The following is an 18996-nucleotide window of genomic DNA, read 5'->3' as shown; positions in this document are numbered from 1 at the left end:
CCCCAAAACCCCAAAACTCCAACCCCCAACACCTAAAACCTGTCTCGGAGTCTCCTATCTCCTATCTCCTATCCCCTCATTGGCTGATTTTCTTGTGCAGAAATAACTTTTGTGGTCGATTAAATAACCAATTGCTCAACCAACCGTCGGTTTTTTGCAGACGATAACCGCTACTTAAGTACAGTGACCGGGCCGCTAGATTATTATCGAGAACATGGAGGGAAAGTTCTTCAAAACCCCATTCTCTAGCGATCTGTTCACACTTGAGCAGCAATCTCCGGGCCAGACCGGCACGCCGGCGATCGGGACTAACGGCTAAATTAGAAATATAAGGAATGGGAACAGCTAAAAAATAACTGGATTTTAAGCCGATTTCCGCCGTAGCGACAATAATTTCCTGAGAACCCGTGGCGGTGACGCTGGTTTGACTGACTACTAGACAGTGATAGTAAGGGGTATCGGCGCGCAATCGTCCTCGTAAGTCCTCGTAAATGCCTAATTTAAAGATAGGACGCAGAAAAGACCAATAATTGGCCGTGGGGAAAAAACTATCGGTGAGAATCTCCGCCAACCTTTTGAGATCTTGGCTTTGGGCCAAACGCACCTCGACGGTAATAGCGGCAGTGTCACCGATCGCTTCCGAGTCGGAGGGATGAGACAATAGGTATGAGATAAAACAGGAGTCCACTTTAATCACAGGAGTCGGGAGGGAAGATGGGGATGGCAGTCCTTATCCGGGAAGGGTAAATAGGGGTGGGATTTAGTTGGGGGAATCAAGCATCTATCTTAAGGAGAATACCGCAATTTTTCAAGACTACTGAATCAAAATCTCATCCATTCTACTGCCTATAGCCCCGGCTGGGGGAAAGACCGCTATTTTTCGGGAACTTTTTTCGATCGCTGGGCAATGGTTAAGATGGGACGATGCCGGTCAGAACTAATTTCTTTCTTTTTGGGTCAATTAACTATATTCTTTAATCTAATCTATCCTCCTATCCCCCTCTATGATCAAAGAAATTTCCGCTTATTTGCAAGTGTTCCGCAGTCAAAAAATGGCGGCTTTGTTATTCTTAGGTTTCGCTTCCGGATTGCCCTTATTTCTCTCCAGTCGCACCCTGCAAGCTTGGATGACCACCGAAGGAGTTGATCTGAAATCGATCGGTTTATTTAGTTTAGTCGCTCTCCCCTACTCTCTCAAATTTCTTTGGTCTCCCTTACTTGATCGCTATGTTCCTCCTTTTCTTGGTCGTCGTCGCGGTTGGATTTTAATCGCTCAAATTTGTTTAACTTTAGCGATTGGTTTCATGGCTTTTCAACAACCAAAACAATCTTTGGACTTATTGGCAATTAATGCTCTACTGATCGCTTTTTTTAGTGCCACTCAAGATATTGCTTACGATGCCTATCGCACAGATATTTTAGAAAAATGGGAGATGGGTGCGGGGGTGGCGATCGGGGTTTTAGGTTATCGTTTGGCTTTAATTTTAACGGGTTCGATCGCTTTAATTTTAGCCGATCACTTTCCCTGGCCCCTCGTCTATCTTTTCCTAGCTGCATTAATGGCTTTAACGATTATTTGGTCTTTTTTCGCCCCAGCTACTCCCCCTAGGGATGATACTCCTCAAAGCCTTTTAGAGGCGGTTTGGTTGCCTTTTTGGGAGTTTTTTCAACGCTATCAAATAGGTCAAGGAATCGGTATTCTCGCCTTTATTGTTCTCTATCGTTTAGGGGATGCTTTAGTTAATAATATGGTGACTCCTTTTCTCTTAAAAACTGGTTTCAGTCAAACCGATATCGGAGCGATCCAAGGCGGTATGGGCATGATAGCAACTATGGTGGGAGTTTTATTAGGTGGCTCCCTATTAAGTCGTTGGGGAATTAATCGATCGCTCTGGATTTTTGGCGGCTTGCAAGCTATTAGTAATTTAGCCTATTTTATTTTAGCAAATTTAGGGCAAAATTATCCTTTTATGGTTTTAGCTATTAATATTGAAAACTTCTGCAGCGGTCTAGGTACTGCCGCTTTTGTGGCTTTTTTAATGAGTCTTTGTAATGCTCGTTTTACCGCTACTCAGTACGCCCTCTTATCAAGTTTAATGGCCTTTAGTCGCGATATTTTAGTAGCTCCCGCCGGACTTTTAGCCGAGGCGATCGGTTGGCAGTTGTTCTTTTTAATCACGGTAATTGCCGCTTTACCCGGGTTAGCTTTATTGCCTTTATTTGCTCCTTGGCAAGAGGAGAATTGAGCTAATTGATGATTTATTCCTCCGATTTCACTCGCATAACTACTAAAGTCATATCGTCACTACTGTCATTTCCTAATCCAGTAAAAGCGGCCACTTTTCCAAATAAATATTCTAGAATCTGTTCGGGATCGGTGTACTGTTGACAGGCTTCTTTAACTGCCGATAGCCAATTTTTCTGATCAAATCTTTCCCCTTTCGAGTTGACTGCATCGGTAAAGCCATCGGTGTAATAAATTAGCGTATCTCCCGCTTCTAATTGCACTTGGGCATCATCATAGATAGAATCGGCCTCTAAACCAACTAATGTCCCTTCCGTGTCGAGAGACTCTAACTCTCCCGTTTTGGCCCGCCACCAGAGGGTGGGATAATGGGCGGCATTACTGTAACCAAGACGGCGCGTCAGGGGATCATACTCGGAATAAAATAATGTCACGAAACGATGAGAATTATCGAGATCGGCATACATAACCCGATTGAGATGACGCAAAATCTGGGCCGGGGAGTGACGATTTAACACTTCCGCTCGCAACATTCCCCGGGTCATGGTCATCAATAATCCTGCCGGGACACCTTTACCCATGACATCACCGATGACTATACTCCAAGGAGCGGTACTAGCCTCCCTTTCCGCCTCCCTTGCCGGTTTAAATTGATCGTAGTTGCAGGGGATAAAATCATAATAGTCGCCACCAACGCGATTAGCCGTTTTGCAGTGGGCTGCCAATTCTACCCCCTGAATTTTCGGACATTGCCGAGGTAAAAGACGATTTTGGATTTCGGAAGCGATTTCTAACTCTCGATCCTGACGTTCCTTGGCCCGTAATTCGATCGTTAATTCATTATTAGCTATAGCTACCGCCGTTTGATCGGCCACTAGCTGCAGCAGTTTACGACGGGTGGGGGTCCAACCATAATCGGGATCGCGACTGAAAACGTATAAACGTCCCCGCTCACTATTTTTTACCAAAACAGGTGTACTATAAATCTGCGTACCCTGTCCGAGAGTTTGCCGGATCTGATGATCGAGACTATCGAGAAGCGATCGACTATTTTTATTCTCAAGTGCCGCTTCTTGGTTTAATTGTCGGATAATTGCCTCTAATTGTCGGCGTAGTTCCCCATTAATTTGATTATCTTGGCAATGGAGTTGATCAAGCGCCACTTGACCGTTATTTTTACTCAAAATCAACGCCCCTCCTTCTGCATCTGCCACTCGTGCGGCCATCAGGGGGGTAAGATCGAGGAATTGGTTTAAATTATTGAAACTCCGCAGGGCAAAACCGAGGGAACTTAAGAGATTTTGAACTTTGTTTTGTTCGCGATATAAACTGGCAACCAACTCTTTTAAAGCTAAAATTGGCTTAATATCAGCCCCCGGAGGGCCTGTATTGACCGTGGCAGTGGTGAGGGTGTCGCTCGGTTCCGGATCAGAAAGCATAAAATGATCTTTGTGGCGGTGACATGATTATAGCTAGATGGTCATTGGGTTATGACCTGTTTAAGTTTAACAGTATAGTGGATCTTTTCATGACTGCCACAATTTAACCCTGATGTTTTACTATTTCTGTGGGTGCATCTCATTTTTGTCAATCTACTAAGTTGGGATTTTTCAGGGGAAACTCTCTTTTAAAATTGGGCATTACTTTCGATTTTATCACTCAATCCCAGCTTTTGGGGGGTTCTACCCCCCAAACCCTGGAGCGCATTAGTTTTTCGGTGGGATGCTTACAGAAAGCTGTTGATATATTTGTCATCATTTAAAAGTCACTGATAATTGCTGATTGTCGGTATTTCTGCAAATGTGAGATGCACCCCATTTTTGTTTTGCCACACCGAAGGCTGAGGCTGATAGCTTGACCCTATAATAATTAGGAATATGTAACTCGATCCACTGACTTTATGACCTTACCTCTCGATGTTCCCACGGCGATTAATCAACGTCGTTCTATTAAAACTTTTACCACCGATCCGATCGCACCGGAACTGCTGAAAACCCTAGTAGAATTAACCGTTGCCGCACCTAGTAGTTTCAACATCCAAGATTGGCGAATTATTTTAGTACAAGATGAGGCACAAAAGGCCGCTTTAGCCGAGGCCGCTTGGGGACAAAAGCAAATTATCCAAGCGCCGGTTACTTTTGTTTTCGCTGCCGATGCTGCCGCAGGAGGAGGAGATCTGACTCCTATCTATGAACAGGCTCTCAGTACGGGTGCTTGGAGCGAAGGCACGGTAAAATATTTTCAACAGGCAATCCCAGGATTTCAAAAGGATTTGGGCGAAAAAACCCGGGAATACGCGATTAAGGATGCCATGATTGCCGCTACTCATCTGGTTTTAGCTGCCGAAAGTCTCGGTTTATCTAGTTGTTTTCTTAACGGTTGGATCGAGGACAAGGTAAAAGCGGTGATCGGTGCTGCCGATCATCCTGAACTGGCGATCGCTGTTGTCGTTCCCATCGGTTACGCGGCGGAACCGAGGCTTAATCCGGGGCGTTTACCCTTAGATTACAATGTTTTTGTGGATCGCTTGGGTAATCCCTATCAAATCTAAACTTTAGCGATGACTTTCTCTCCCTCAGCTTGGTTAACGCCCTTTTTTAACACTCCCCTTTGGCGCGCTGGGGGTGTATCCATCACTCTTGGTTGGATTATTGGTACTCTTGTATTGTTTATTCTTGTCACCTGTCTGACGATCGCTTTTAAAAGTTTACTAAAAAATCGTCTGCTGAAAAGTATCGGTTTTGATGAGGGTAATCGAGAAGCGATCGCAACTCTGGCTAGTTTTGCTTTTGGGGCTTTTGGTTATATTATCGCTCTACAATTGACTGGATTTAATCTCGCTTCGATCGCTGTTTTAGCCGGTGGTTTGGGGGTGGGTATCGGTTTCGGTTTGCAGGAGTTAACCAAGAATCTCACCAGCGGTTTAACTTTGTTGGTGGAACGCAAGTTAAAAGTGGGCGATTTTATTGAATTTGAGCAAACAAAGGGTTATATCCGGGAAATATCGATTCGTTCCACCACCATTCGCACTGTTGATGGTGCAGAGTTAATCGTTCCTAACACAATCCTAACTAGCAATCGCGTCCAGAATTGGCATTATACCGACTCGCGCATTCGAGTCATTATACCGGTGGGAGTTGCCTACGGTACGGATCCTTTAATAGTAACGGAAATTCTGTTGCAATCAGCCTATATGTCGGGAGAAATTGCCTTTAATCCGCTTCCCAAGGTGATTTTTAACGGTTTTGGTGATAGTGCTTTAAATTTTGAGTTGTGGGTATGGGTGGAAAAAGTCGAACGGGCCGTTTTTCTGAGAAGTTCCCTACACTTCATTATCGAGCATAATCTGCGTCATCGAGGCATAACGATTCCTTTTCCCCAGCGAGAGTTATGGTTGCATAATACCGACAGTTTTGAGGCAGTTAAGGAACAGGATCGGGAGATAGTTAAACCTTCAAAACCGCTATCGTTAAAAGAAATGTTATTGGAGGTGAGTTACTTTAAACATTTTAACGATCTGCAATTGCGTGTATTAATTGAAATGGGTTGTCGTAAACATCTCCAGGATGGGGAGATTTTAATTAGACAGGGAGAAAGAACTAATTATTTCTGTATTGTTTTGCAGGGACAAGTGGATGCTTTTTATGAAAACGATAAAATCAGTCGTAAAATTTTTACTTTTAATAAAGGTCAATATTTTGGGGAATTACCGTTAATATTAGAGGTTCCCTATCCCACCACTATGCAAGCAGTGGGGGAAACCTTGTTATTTTTGCTCGATCGTCAGGGTTTTCAGCATCTTATCACTACTTATCCCGCTCTAGCGGAAGAATTCACTCAGGCACTCACCCAACGTCAGGAGGAATTGCGCGAATGTCAGCAGAAATTGGGAGAAATGGGGCTTTTAGACTCGGAAGACCTGAAAAATCCCGTCTCTTGGCTACGACAACGGTTAAAGAGCTTTTTTGCGACTTAAAAGGGAATGACAACAGATTTACAGCCTTTTTTCTCTAGCAGTTATCTTAATAATGAGGTAGGAAGTCTGGTGGTTTTAGGGAACAGGCAACGCTGGAAGCAGCACAGTAGGGAACTATGTTCAACACTTCTGGTTTCTACTTTATCACCAGAAAAGAATCCCTTTGGTAATGCCTTCACTATGTCCGCAAGAAATATTCGGCAAGAATCCGAGGCAATTCGTGATGTGAATTTAGCTGAAAGTCGCGCTTGGATGGTAATGAATAAGAATCAGAAAAACTCCCTAGGAATGCCGACAAGTTATATGTTAATGCCATCGGCAAATTCAATTTATTATCCGAATTTCCAAGCGGATTATCGTCAACGGGGTGAATTTGCTACCCATCATTTTTGGGCAACTCGTTACAAAGCGAACGAACTTTATGCAGCGGTAGATTATCTCAATCAAGGCAAAAAAGGCCGATGTTTACCGCAATATACTGCTGATAATGAATCTCTCGACAATGAGGATTTAGTCGTCTGGTACACCTACGGTGTTACCCATATTCCTCGTCCCGAAGAATGGCCAATTATGACCGTACATCCAGCAGGTTTTAAGATTATGTCTTGGGGTTTGTTTGACCAAAATCCTGTTTTGAATGTCCCGAAAAATAACCTAGAGGATTCTTTAAATTAATTATCGAAAAAACTGGGTCTAAAACCTTGCCTTTTAAGTGGAAAAGTTTTTGGAGCGGGGTATAAATCCCCGTTACAAAAACAGCCTCCTGCCTTCGTTAATTGTATAACAACTATCTAAGAACCTTATTCATACCAAATCTCGGAACTTCCCGCACATCTTTCGTCTCTAAATAACCATTGTTGAAACACTTGTTCTCTACCGTCATAGGGTGCAACAATCTGATAAACTTTTAGAGATTTTTTAGCAATTCTCTGGCTGCCCTTGCTAGTTAATTTATAACCTAACAAGTTTAAAAAATTACGAATAATTGTCAGAGGACGGGAAGTATTAGCGAGGTTAATCTTGGTGATAGTTTTAATCTCGTTACGGTTTTTAATGGCAATTTCCGCCATTTTTTGTAAATCGGCATCATGATTATTTAATTCTCTTTCAGGGTTAGCTAATAATACGGGAATTCCCAACAATTCTAACGTCCCGATAATCACTCCCAATTGACTACTATTAAAATCGGGAATAAATAAACTTCCGTGACCTGATTCTATCAGTTTACGCGCAATTAAAGCATCTCGATCGCACAAAAATTGTCGCCCAATTGTCAAAAAGTAATGTAGGCGTAGTTCTTGATACCATCCTTGATCATCTTTAATTACTAATTGTGGTGTGACAGGAATTCCATAGCGTTTGTATAGGTCATATTTCCTGATAATTCTCCTTTCTTTTACTGACTTAACTAACTGTTTTTTTAGCAGACGACACTCTGATTCCGTTATCTCGGCTGCGCTGGCAATCGCATCACATTCAGAACGATAATTATGTTCCATAATTTCTTCAATTGCTTCCGTTAACTGATTAGTTATGTCTAGTTCTTCTTCCTGATTTCGTTCTTTAATTCTATGACCTTCTGCTTGTAAAATTCCTAGAATTGACTGACGATAATCAAGCATATAAGCATTGACTCGCACGGCCATTTTAGCCCAGCAGAGAAGAGATTCCGCTTGAAAAGTTGTATCTAAATCCTCCAGAGATTCTAAATCTGATTGGTGTAGTAAGCGAATATTCACCTCGGTTAATCGGTGTCCAGAGGTGAGAAGTTTGGGGATAGAAGTGGACCCATTGCCCACCTGATTAAATCCGTACACTGCTGACCAAATATAACGAGGAATATTCTCTCTAATTCTTCCTAAAAATTGAGCGATAGAAGTGGGATTCTGAATTCCCTGTGCTAAACACCAAACCGAGGAAAAGTGTTGCTGAATATCAATACTAATTCCCGTTTCGATCGCGGGACTAGCTAGAACTATATCATAGTTAAGCAACAACTGATTTAAATTGCCAATCGCTTGATAGGCAGGGTGACTAGAATCTTGCAATGACTCTGAATCTATTCGCAAAACTTTCTTATAAGGAAATTGCTTTTTTAGATAGGATTCTAGGGTAATTGTTCCCCATTTACTGGTTAATTTTTGTGCTGATAGACAAACAAAGGGTTTTCCTCCCTCTTTAATATGTTTGACCAAATCATTAACTAGCCGTTGGGGAGTATTATCAGAGTAGTTATAAACTCGCCAAGCTTCCTGATAAGTGGGTTTCCACTCATTATTAATCAAGAAAGTTTCTAGTTCAATTGCCGCTAGAGAAGTTAAATAATCTAGGGAAATATCACTTAAATCAGCATCGGCAGCTAGGACTTTTCCCCCACTGCTGACCACAGTTTGCACCAGGGACTTTAGGGATTTTAAAATTGCCACGCGATTAGTTTTACAAGTATCCCCATTTAACCCATGCCATATAACCTGTTCGATCTCATCGATAATAATAATAGCTCCTTGCCAATCTTCCGCTTGAAATTTAGCTTGTGATTGGGGATGAAGAGAGTCAATACATAAACCATAACCGTAAATTTGTGCCGCAGGATTATCCCTAATTTTGCTGATATAGTTTAAACCAAAGCGTTGACATAACTCCTCTACCAGTTTCACCCGATGACCAATAACTAAAACTTTTTGTTGATTAGCAACAGCCTGTTTAACTATCTTGGCTAAAAACTCAGTTTTTCCCGTACCTTTAGCCGATTTAATCGCCATTAACTGCGCTGATGTCGGGATGGCAATATCTGGCAAGTAACGGCTATTTAATTCTAGATGAGGTGGGAAAGTTAAACTATTTAAACTTGCTGCTTTCCAAATCTCCCAAGAGGTAGCTTTTTGATAGACTTGTTTAAAGTAATCTTCTCCTCGATTGATTAGTAAATCATCCACCCCTTTACCGTCAGCAGCATCCCAAGCAACTACCTTTACCTCACAGTTAGCCTGAGTGAATAGATAACCCATTCTCTGTAAAGCTAAATTAACCGCTTGTTGGGTTTTCGGTTTAGTTTCTTGATCAAAAACTAGATAAATCTTTCGTCCGGAATTAGCTAATTTTTCTAGCTGCGGAATTAGATGAGATTTGCCGATTCTCCTACCTAATTCGTCCTTGGGAGTACGATAACCATTGTGAATCCCCGGTAAGGCAATTGTCACATAACCTGCTGTTAGTAATGCCCCCGCTTTTTTCGCTCCTTCCGTAAGACAAATAGGTATCTCTGGGTGTTTGATTACCCAGGACCAAAAACCGAGATCCTCTTGCTTATTATCCACTTCTTCAGGTAAAATATTAACATTGATACGCTGGGCTATCCTTTGCCAAATTTTCAGGGGAACCCGCAAAGCAAAGACTCCCGTAGGGGTTTGGGGAGGATGTTCGTACTTAATCGGTTTAGCCTTATCGAAGCTTAAACGGGGAAAATCGGGCTTAAAACAGCCCCAAGAGTCATAATTGCCCGTTAGTAGGTCAATTCCTGAACACCACCAACCGCCTTGACTTGTATGTTCATAACGCTTGAGAATACTATCCCTAACTCTGCCATCATTGCGTCGCGGTAATTCTTGGGAGTAGAGTAGGTATTCACTGGGAGATAGCCCCGCTAAACCGGTGACATTGAGAGTGATTAACTCCGCATCCACCCCGCTACCACGCCATTCTTCTAAATATTTCATCCTTGTCCTCTACTGGCTAGACGCTATATATAGCGTTTTTATCCTATTATTCTAGCGGTAAGCCACTAAATAGCGAAAAGAGAAATTTTACTCTCTCAGAGGTTCTCGGAGGAAATTTGACTTTTAATCCACTCTTGTCTTAAATTATCGAAAAGTTAAGTAGTCGTGCAAAAGGAGACAGGAGACAGGAGACAGGAGACGGGAGACGGGAGACAGCAGACAGCTATCAGTTATCAGATTTGAGTTTTAAATGTGCAGTATTAAATAGAAGTTTCCTACTGTGGATCGATCTTTGTGTCCTTTGTGTCTTTGTGGTTCGTTCCACCCCCTCGCTAGGAGGAATGTATCTTAGAATACATTTTACCCACCAAACCGAAGAGAGCCATTTTTTGCGGAAAATGTTATCCAAAACACTTTTTTGGGGAACAAAACAATCCTAGCTCTACTACATATAGAGTTATAAAATTATTTAACACGCTAGATGTTGTGTTTTCCTAGAAAATCTGATAAAATACCCTAGTACAAATAGATTAATTTGTCAAGTTTTTTTAACGCCGCAATTTCCCAATTATGCAATCGAAGCCCTTGACTACTGCCGTTTCCATTCACAAAAATAACGAAGTAATACCCTTTCGTTCTACCCCTTTAGCTAATATGGGCAGCCATACAATTAGAGTGATTCGGCGCGATGGTTCCACCACAAGCTTAAATATCGGCAAAATTCGCGACGTGGTAGAGTGGGCTTGTGAAGGTAAAAAAGTCAATTCAATCGCCTTAGAAGCGGGTTTAACCACACGCCTGCGGGATGGGATTACCACTAGGGAAATACAGGATAATTTAATTAATTGCGCCCTAGAAATGTGTAGTCCCGAGGAACCGGATTGGCGCTATGTGGCGGGAAGATTGCATATTTGGAGTCTGTGGAAAGATACCTTAGTAGTACGGGGTTATCAGTACGGAAATTACGAGGAAACTGTCAAAACTCAAGTTAAAAATCGGCTGTACGACGAAAGGATTCTCATCTATTCTGAGGCAGAATTAAAAGAAGCTGGTTCTTGGATTAATCCCGATTGGGATATCGATTATGATTACGCTGGGGCATTGTTAATCACTAGCCGTTATTTACTCAAAAATGAGTTACCCCAAGAGGCATTATTAACCTGTTCCCTACTGCTTGCCAGTGTAGAAGAACCAGCTAATAGACTCCCCTGGGCTAAGAAATTTTATCAAGGGATTGCTCAAAGAAAAATCTCTCTTGCCACCCCAATTTTAGCCAATCTACGCACACCAAAAGGTTCCCTAACCAGTTGTTTTATCCTCTCCATTGACGACAGTTTAGAAAGTATTTTTAGCGAGATTACTAATGCTGCCCGCATCTCCAAAAATGGTGGCGGTGTCGGTGTGAATGTGAGTAGAATTCGCGCCACTGGTAGCTGGGTAATGGGGAAAGCTAACGCTTCCGGGGGGATTATTCCTTGGATTAAATTACTCAACGATACAGCTATTGCAGTAAATCAGGGGGGAAGACGCGCCGGGGCAGTAACTATCGGTGTTGACATCTGGCATTTAGATGTGCCAGAATTTCTGGAAATGCAGACAGAAAACGGTGATCAAAGACGCAAAGCTTATGATATTTTTCCCCAATTAGTTATCACCGATGAATTTATGCGTCGGGTGATAACTAAATCCGAGTGGACATTAGTAGATCCCTACGAAGTTCGCACAAAATTAGGTATAGAATTAGCGGAACTATGGGGGGAAGAATTTGAAGAGGCTTATCGTTTAGTAGAGGCTAATTTAGATAAAGAGATTCTCCTCTATAAAAAAATCAATGCCCGGGACTTATTTAAAAGTATCATGCGTTCCCAAGTGGAAACAGGAATGCCCTACATTGCCTTCAAAGATACCATCAATCGCGCTAATCCTAATAAACACGATGGCTATATCCCCGGTGTAAATTTATGCACCGAATCTTTTAGCAATGTCACCCCCGATCAAACTGCCCATTGCTGTAATTTAGTTAGCCTTAATTTAGCCAACATTGACAAGGAAGAAATCGAGTCTAATTGTCAAATCGCTGTCAGGATTCTCGACAATACTATCGATATTACTAATCCTCCCTTTGATAATGCTAAAAACCACAACGATAAATATCGCACTATTGGGGTAGGGGCGATGGGATTGGCTGACTGGTTAGCTAAACGGAAATTATCCTACAATAACCTGTCAGAAATTAGTAATTTATTTGAAGAAATTGGCTATTGGTGTACCTATTCCTCGATGGAATTAGCCAAAGAACGCGGTGCTTATCAAGCTTTCTTGGATAGCGAATGGAGTCAAGGTAAATTAATCGGTGCTAAACCAGTGGAATGGTTTTTAAATAACGCAGTGCAACCGCAAAGATGGCAACAATTAGCCGAAGATATTCAACGATTTGGCATCCGTAATTCCCATATTACCGCCATTGCTCCTAATACTTCCTCCAGTTTGGTACAGGGATGTACCGCTAGTGTTTTGCCGGTTTATAGTCGCTTTTTCTACGATAAATGGGCAAAGGGAACCGTTCCCATCGCACCACCTTTTATTGAAGAAGCTTTCTGGTTTTATCCAGAGAATAAAAATCTCGAACAGCAGCAGGTGGTAAAAGCGATCGCTACTATGCAAGAATGGATTGATACGGGGATTTCTATGGAATTATTATTCAACCTCAATGAAGGGGTTTATTTCCCCGCAGAACCCAACCGTTGTCTCACTGCTAAAGATATCTTTGATACTCTAATCATGGCGTGGGAATTGGGCTGTAAAGCGATTTATTATATCCGTACCGTACAAAAGGACAATTTTCGAGAGTCTGACGATAGTTGTTCTAGTTGCGCTAATTAAGGTTAACTTGGGTGGGCAATGCCCACCTTAATTTTTTTATATAATTTAAAGTGAGTTTTATTGATCACCTAATCACAGCTATGGATAAAACTTTATACGAACAGGATTACTATCTCTGGATAGAGAAAACCATATCTTTACTAGAAAATCATCAATTTTCCGATTTAGATTTGGATAATCTCATTGAGGAGATTAGCGACATGGGCAAAAGTCAACGACAAAGCTTAAAGAGTTATTTAACTCGGTTATTAGAATATTTGCTGAAACTAGCTTACTGGCAGTCGGAATTAGAATATAATCAAAGAGGATGGAAAAGTGAAATCAGGAATTTCCGTCGTGCCATAAAAAGAATTATTGCCGATAGTCCTAGTTTACAGCCTTATCTGATTGAAATTTTTAACAACTCTTTTCAAGAAGCTCGTATTTCGGCTCTCTTAGATTTGGTGGGTAAAATGTATTCTAAGATACATTACTCCTAGCGACTGAGTGGAACGAACCACAAAGACACAAAGGACACAAAGATCGATCATAATGTAAGTTAAACTGATCACACAGAAACCAGAAGAGCCGTATTTCTTTTATCGAATTATCGGGAGTGGCTGAAAATTTGGTCAGTTTAGATACAATTTGCACTATAGAACAGGCGTTAAATGAGGATTGGTTTCCTGAAATATTAAAATAATGGGGATAATTATGGAAAGGAACTTATACGAAAAAGATTACTATCTCTGGTTAGATAAAACTATTAATTTACTAGAAAATCATCAATTTTCTGATTTAGATTTAGAGAATTTAATTGACGAAATAAAATCTATGTCTATCAGTCAACAGAAAGCATTAAAAAGCAATCTGATCGGGATTTTATGGCATTTACTAAAATACTTACAAGAGCCAGAAAAACAAACCAGAAGCTGGGCATTAACCCTTTTTGAGCATCGCGAGAGAATCGAAGAAGATTTAGAAAATAGCCCTAGTCTTAAGAGTTTTTTAACAGAAGATGATGTTAAAAAATGCTATAATAAAGCCAGACAAAAAGCCGCTATTGAAACAGGGATAAACCTAGATAAATTCCCGAAGGATTGCCCATTTACTTTGGCAGAAGCCCTAGATTTTGAATTTATCCCTAATCAAAACATTTGACTTTTTACCAAAAATCTACTATAACCTAAAAGTGCCATAATATCCAAGTAATCATGTCCTTACATTTGGTCAATTCTTGCCATTCGATGCCCATTTCCCCGATCTTCAATCCGTCGGGAGATGATGCGATCGAAAACCGTTCGATCTGGTTTGGTAACACCACCAACCTGATGCAGTTAAACGATGTCCGCTACACCTGGGCGGTAGGTTTATATCAACAAATGCGGGAAAATTTCTGGATCCCGCAACGCTTAGATATCACTCAAGACGTGACTGAATACGGGCATCTTACCGACGAAGAAAGATATGCTTATGATGGTATTTTGTCCTATCTAACTTTTCTTGATTCCGTGCAAACCTGTAATATTCCCCACCTCAAAGGTAGCGTCACTGCGCCAGAAATTAGTCTTTGTATGGCGGAACAAATTTCTCAAGAAGCCATGCACAATCAAAGTTATCAATACCTAATTGAAACAATTATTCCCTCGGATCGCAGAAGTGAAGTTTATGACTTTTGGCGCACCGATAAAGTTCTCAAGGATCGCTGTGAATTTATTGCTAGTCTCTACCAGCAGTATATCGACAAACAAACTACTGAAAGCTATTTTATCGCCCTTCTTGCCGATTATTTGCTAGAGAGTTTGTATTTTTATAACGGGTTAAATAATGAGGTAGCCCACTAGCATCGTGAGGTGTTAGTTAAAACTCGCCAAATTGCTGGGAAGCCCTAAAGCCCTTATGCCAAAGCGAAGTCTGAAAAGATAAGCGTAAAGGAGCGAGAGCAGAAAAAAGTTAAGGGATTTAATAAAAGCCGTAAGGCAGCTATTAAAAACAATGGGTAATCAGCAGCCAAGCCTCTATTTTAAAGGGGAAGGTTCAACGAACAGAGGGTGAGTATCTTCTTCCGCTTGGTAAATATGCCATAATTATAAATGTAAAAAGTTTTTTTACAGATATGGAGACTGGTGTTATTTACAAAGTGCAGAACCTTGAAAACGAAAGAGCGTATGTTGGGTGTACCCGAAATTTTCCACAAAGGATAGGTCAACACTTGTTGCTATCAAGTAGTGGAGACGAATCATTGAGATTTTACCCAGAGTTAAAAAAGTATCCTGAAAAATTTTACTTTCAGATACTAGAGTCTGGAGTAACTCTTTGTCGATTAAGAGAAAGAGAAAGTTATTGGATAAACAAGCTTAACTCTATTGAGTGCGGGTATAACGAATGTCTGTATAGTGGGAATGAAAAAATTTCTTTGATACAAGTCAATGAAATAAAGCTAATCCTCAAGACAGAGAAAACTAAGTTTTCCGTTATTGCAGAGTTTTTTAATATTGATGCCTCTACTATATCTGATATCAATTGTGGAAAAGCTTGGTACGATCCATCAATAACCTATCCAATCAGACGCAGCACTGTAAAACGAAAAAAACTCTCTATAGATGAGTTAAGGTTAATTCATGAACTGCTGTCTGACACAAATATCTCTTTCTCTGAGATAGCGGCAATGTTCGGATGGGAATCAGAATCTGTTATCAGAAAGATTAACGCAGGAACTTACTCTGTAAAAGTCTTGGATGATAATAGTTATCCAATACGCTCTATCGATTCAAGAAAAGGTTCAAGAAGATAATGGTATGTTCTAGCCCCACTCTGAAAGGATGGGTAGTTGCGTCATCTTTTTCTATAATCTCGCTTCTCGACAGCTAATGTCCGGTAGCGCTGACGTTTTCAAAATGATCAACCGGGACGAATTAAGTCACGTCCGTTTGTATCAGAAAATTATCCCTGAAGCCATGGCAATTTTTCCCCATTCTGTTGAACAGATTTACGAGATGTTCGATAATGCGGTTAAACACGAATGTCGCTGGACAAATCACATTGTTGGCAACGACATTTTAGGTATTACCGAATACAGTACCGAACAGTACACCAAATACCTCGCTAATATTCGACTGAAAGCGATCGGACTTGAGCCTTTATACAGGGAAGAAAAGTATAACAAAAGTCCCTATAACCATCTGGAACGCTTCTCTGATACCAAAAAAGAAGGCCACACCAAAGCGAACTTTTTTGAAGCAACCGTTACCAGTTATGTTATGTCTTCTGGCTTAAGTGGATGGGATGAAATTTAAAATTTACGCGACAAAAATGACCCAATTCCCTACCATAAAGGGGCAACTTTGTCAATTTTTTTGACAACTTTTGACAAAACTTAGCAGCATTTGTATAAAAGGAAGAAATTAGCGCTAATTTCTTCCTTTTTTTGCTTAAGTAATACTAAATCTGGTTATTAAAGACTGATTATTTATTCCCCCTCTTGCCTGTTGCCTATTGCCTGTTGCCTTTTTCCTCTCCTCATAACTAGCCTGTACTCAACGGATTTAGTAGTATTGTCATCGAAATCACATTTAACCCCAACTGACCTGAGAAAATTATAAAATTAGCGTTAATTTTCCCAAGTTGCCCTAGAATAAAAGCGTTAAAAAAACCGAGCAACTGCCGTACATTGCTTAAAAATTAACCAAAGATGACCACTACTAACGATAAACCGACAAACGATCTCTCAAAAATCTCCATGCGAGATTTAATGATCCAACTGAAAACATCTCCCGACGGTCTCACCACCAGTGAAGCAAAAAATCGCCTCGATAGCGACGGTTATAACGAGATTGCCGAGAAAAAAGTCAGCCCCCTGCTCAAATTCCTTTCCTACTTTTGGAATCCCTTTTCCTGGATGATCGAAGCGGCGGTAATTTTTTCCGCTATCGTCGGTGATTGGGTGGACTTCGTGATTATCGCCATTCTACTGGTGGCTAACGGTTTGATCGGCTACTTCGAGGAAAAAACCGCCGGGGATGCAGTGGCTGCCCTGAAAGCGCAACTCGCCCTCAATGCCGATGCCAAAAGAGACGGCAAATTTATCTCCGTCCCCGCTAGGGAATTAGTACCAGGAGACGTGATCCGGATCAAGATCGGCGATGTGCTGCCGGCCGATGCCCGATTGCTGCCGGGGGATCCCGTCAAAATCGACCAAGCTGCCCTAACGGGGGAATCCTTACCCGTAGATCGCAGTTCTGGCGAACAAGTGTACTCAGGTTCAGTGGTGAAAAAAGGTCAAGCTGAGGCCATAGTTAACGGGACTGGCAGTAATACCTTTTTCGGTCGTACCGCTAAACTGGTAGCCAGTACCGAAAACGTCAGCCATTTCCAGAAATCAGTTCTCAAAATCGGTGACTTTCTCATCGTCATTGCCCTGATTTTAATCGCTATTATCGTTGTTTACCGTCTCTATAACGGTATTGTCGATAAACAGGGCGTAGAAGTGATCCGCTTGCTGAAATTCTGCCTCGTTCTCACCATTGCTTCTGTTCCCGTCGCCTTGCCCACAGTTCTTTCCGTCAGTATGTCGGTAGGGGCAAAGGCACTAGCGGATAAAAACGCCGTGGTGACACGCTTGGCGGCGATCGAGGAACTAGCGGGCATGAATATGCTCTGTTCCGATAAAACCGGCACTCTCACCCTTAATCAACTGAGTTTAGGCGATCCCTACACCCTGCCGGGGATCAGTGCCGACGATCTAATTCTCACCGCTTCCCTCGCTTCCCAAACTAGCGATGATGATCCGATCGATAAAACTATTCTCGCCGGTTTAAAAGATGCCACGGTACTCGATCACTATCAAGTCACCCACTTTACCCCCTTTGATCCTGTCGCTAAACGCACCGAAGCCGATATTACCACCCCCGATGGTCAGACTTTTAAAACCAGTAAGGGCGCACCGCAGGTAATGCTCGATCTAGCCTACAATAAAGAGGAAATCGAGGGGCCGGTCAATCAAATCATCGAAGATTACGCCAAAAAAGGCTATCGCGCCCTAGGAGTGGCAAAAACTAACCCCCAAGGTCAATGGCAATTCTTGGGCATTATCTCCCTATTTGATCCACCACGGGTTGATTCCCAATTAACTCTACAAACCGCCCTAAAATTAGGGGTTCCCGTCAAGATGATCACAGGGGATCAGGTGTTGATCGCTAAGGAAACCGCCCGACAATTGGGTTTAGGTAACAATATCCTCGATGCCAAAATTTTTCGGGAAGTCCCCCCCAATCAGTTAGGAACCCTCGATGAACAGATTCTCAGTGCCGATGGTTTCGGTCAAGTCTTCCCAGAGGACAAATATCATATCGTCGATGTCTTGCAGAAAACCGATCACATTGTTGGTATGACCGGTGATGGGGTCAATGATGCCCCGGCGCTGAAAAAAGCCGATGCGGGGATTGCGGTTTCCGGGGCTACCGATGCAGCCCGGGCAGCGGCCGATATCGTTCTCCTTACCCCCGGTTTATCGGTAATCGTCGATGCGATTAAGTTAAGTCGTCAGATTTTTGAACGGATGACCAGTTATGTTCTCTACCGGATCATCGCCACAATTCAGATTCTCGTTTTTACCACTTTGGCGATTCTGTTCTTTAATTCCTACCCGATTACGGCAATTATGATCGTTTTCTTAGCAATTCTTAACGATGGAGCAATCATGACGATCGCCTACGATAATGCCAAGATCTCGAAAGTACCCCAAGCTTGGGATATGCCGAAAGTTCTCACCATTGCTTCGGTTTTGGGAGTGGTCAACGTCATTGCCACTTTCCTGCTGTACTATTTAGCTGAACGGGTATGGCAAATGACTCCCGACCAGGTGCAAACCTATATTTTCCTCAATATCGCTCTCTTAGGGATGATGACTCTCTATTCGGTGCGGGCAAAAGGTCCCTTTTGGTCTTTGGCCCCTGCTAAACCTCTAGCGATCGCTACTGGCATCTCGGTCATTATATCTTCGCTGATTTCGCTGTTCGGAATCCTGATCGCCCCGATCGGTTTTGAGGGAGTGGCAAAAAGCTGGCTCTATGCCCTAGTCTGGTTATTTATTATCGATCGAGTCAAATTAGCCCTCTATTCGATTTTTAATCGTCGCAAGGCAGATTTAGGCAACACCTATCAATCCACTTGGGAGAATTTAAAAACTCGATCGTAGT

General features: G+C 42.0%; 12 protein-coding genes and 2 pseudogenes. 11 read left to right on the top strand and 3 right to left on the bottom strand.

The genetic code is table 11. The annotated features are described in order from the left end of the window. Window positions 1-76: 76 nt before the first annotated feature. Complete coding sequence (locus IQ234_RS03855) at window positions 77-697, bottom strand: GNAT family N-acetyltransferase (RefSeq protein WP_193956107.1); 621 nt, start codon at window positions 695-697, stop codon at window positions 77-79. A 307-nt stretch (window positions 698-1004) separates the two neighbouring features. On the opposite strand from IQ234_RS03855, the gene IQ234_RS03850 reads away from it, so the two are divergent. After that, window positions 1005-2246, top strand: a complete 1242-nt coding sequence (locus IQ234_RS03850) for an AmpG family muropeptide MFS transporter (RefSeq protein WP_193956106.1) — start codon at window positions 1005-1007, stop codon at window positions 2244-2246. Window positions 2247-2259: 13 nt separating this feature from the next. On the opposite strand, the gene IQ234_RS03845 is transcribed toward IQ234_RS03850, so the two are convergent. Further along, entirely contained in the window at window positions 2260-3684 is a 1425-nt protein-coding gene (locus IQ234_RS03845; RefSeq protein WP_193956105.1) for a PP2C family protein-serine/threonine phosphatase, read from the bottom strand. A 461-nt stretch (window positions 3685-4145) separates the two neighbouring features. On the opposite strand from IQ234_RS03845, the gene IQ234_RS03840 reads away from it, so the two are divergent. Genes IQ234_RS03840 through IQ234_RS03830 form a run of 3 tightly spaced genes read left to right on the top strand, consistent with a single transcriptional unit; the run spans window position 4146 to window position 6896 of the window. Then, on the top strand, window positions 4146-4796 hold the full coding sequence (locus IQ234_RS03840) for a nitroreductase family protein (protein WP_193956104.1): 651 nt from the start codon (window positions 4146-4148) through the stop codon (window positions 4794-4796). 9 nt (window positions 4797-4805) lie between these two features. Beyond that, on the top strand, window positions 4806-6221 hold the full coding sequence (locus tag IQ234_RS03835) for a mechanosensitive ion channel domain-containing protein (protein WP_193956103.1): 1416 nt from the start codon (window positions 4806-4808) through the stop codon (window positions 6219-6221). Between the two features lie 6 nt (window positions 6222-6227). Next, entirely contained in the window at window positions 6228-6896 is a 669-nt protein-coding gene (locus IQ234_RS03830; RefSeq protein WP_193956102.1) for a histamine oxidase, read from the top strand. Window positions 6897-7021: 125 nt separating this feature from the next. Here the strand turns inward: IQ234_RS03830 and IQ234_RS03825 are convergent, their stop codons facing one another. After that, a complete protein-coding gene (locus IQ234_RS03825; protein ID WP_193956101.1) occupies window positions 7022-9937 on the bottom strand; it encodes a plasmid replication protein, CyRepA1 family in 2916 nt (971 codons plus the stop codon). A 570-nt stretch (window positions 9938-10507) separates the two neighbouring features. On the opposite strand from IQ234_RS03825, the gene IQ234_RS03820 reads away from it, so the two are divergent. From IQ234_RS03820 to IQ234_RS03790, 7 genes and pseudogenes are all read left to right on the top strand, one after another. Further along, window positions 10508-12820, top strand: a complete 2313-nt coding sequence (locus IQ234_RS03820) for a ribonucleoside-diphosphate reductase subunit alpha (RefSeq protein WP_193956100.1) — start codon at window positions 10508-10510, stop codon at window positions 12818-12820. An 80-nt stretch (window positions 12821-12900) separates the two neighbouring features. Then, the gene (locus IQ234_RS03815) at window positions 12901-13299 is read left to right on the top strand and encodes a DUF29 domain-containing protein (protein WP_193956099.1); all 399 of its coding nucleotides are present in this window, start codon (window positions 12901-12903) and stop codon (window positions 13297-13299) included. A 214-nt stretch (window positions 13300-13513) separates the two neighbouring features. Continuing rightward, entirely contained in the window at window positions 13514-13960 is a 447-nt protein-coding gene (locus IQ234_RS03810; protein WP_193956098.1) for a DUF29 domain-containing protein, read from the top strand. Window positions 13961-14013: 53 nt separating this feature from the next. Beyond that, a pseudogene (locus tag IQ234_RS03805) lies at window positions 14014-14619 on the top strand (ribonucleotide-diphosphate reductase subunit beta); the annotation flags it as partial. A 296-nt stretch (window positions 14620-14915) separates the two neighbouring features. Beyond that, complete coding sequence (locus IQ234_RS03800; protein WP_193956097.1) at window positions 14916-15593, top strand: GIY-YIG nuclease family protein; 678 nt, start codon at window positions 14916-14918, stop codon at window positions 15591-15593. 43 nt (window positions 15594-15636) lie between these two features. Further along, window positions 15637-16095 (top strand): annotated as a pseudogene (locus IQ234_RS03795) (ribonucleotide-diphosphate reductase subunit beta); the annotation flags it as partial. Window positions 16096-16490: 395 nt separating this feature from the next. After that, on the top strand, window positions 16491-18995 hold the full coding sequence (locus tag IQ234_RS03790) for a plasma-membrane proton-efflux P-type ATPase (RefSeq protein ID WP_193956096.1): 2505 nt from the start codon (window positions 16491-16493) through the stop codon (window positions 18993-18995). Window position 18996 lies beyond the last annotated feature (1 nt).

This window comes from Microcystis aeruginosa LEGE 91341, from assembly GCF_015206885.1.
Taxonomy (GTDB): domain Bacteria; phylum Cyanobacteriota; class Cyanobacteriia; order Cyanobacteriales; family Microcystaceae; genus Microcystis; species Microcystis aeruginosa_H.
The sequence above is the reverse complement of the archived record's forward strand: the minus strand, read 5'-3'. Positions and strand labels throughout refer to the sequence as shown.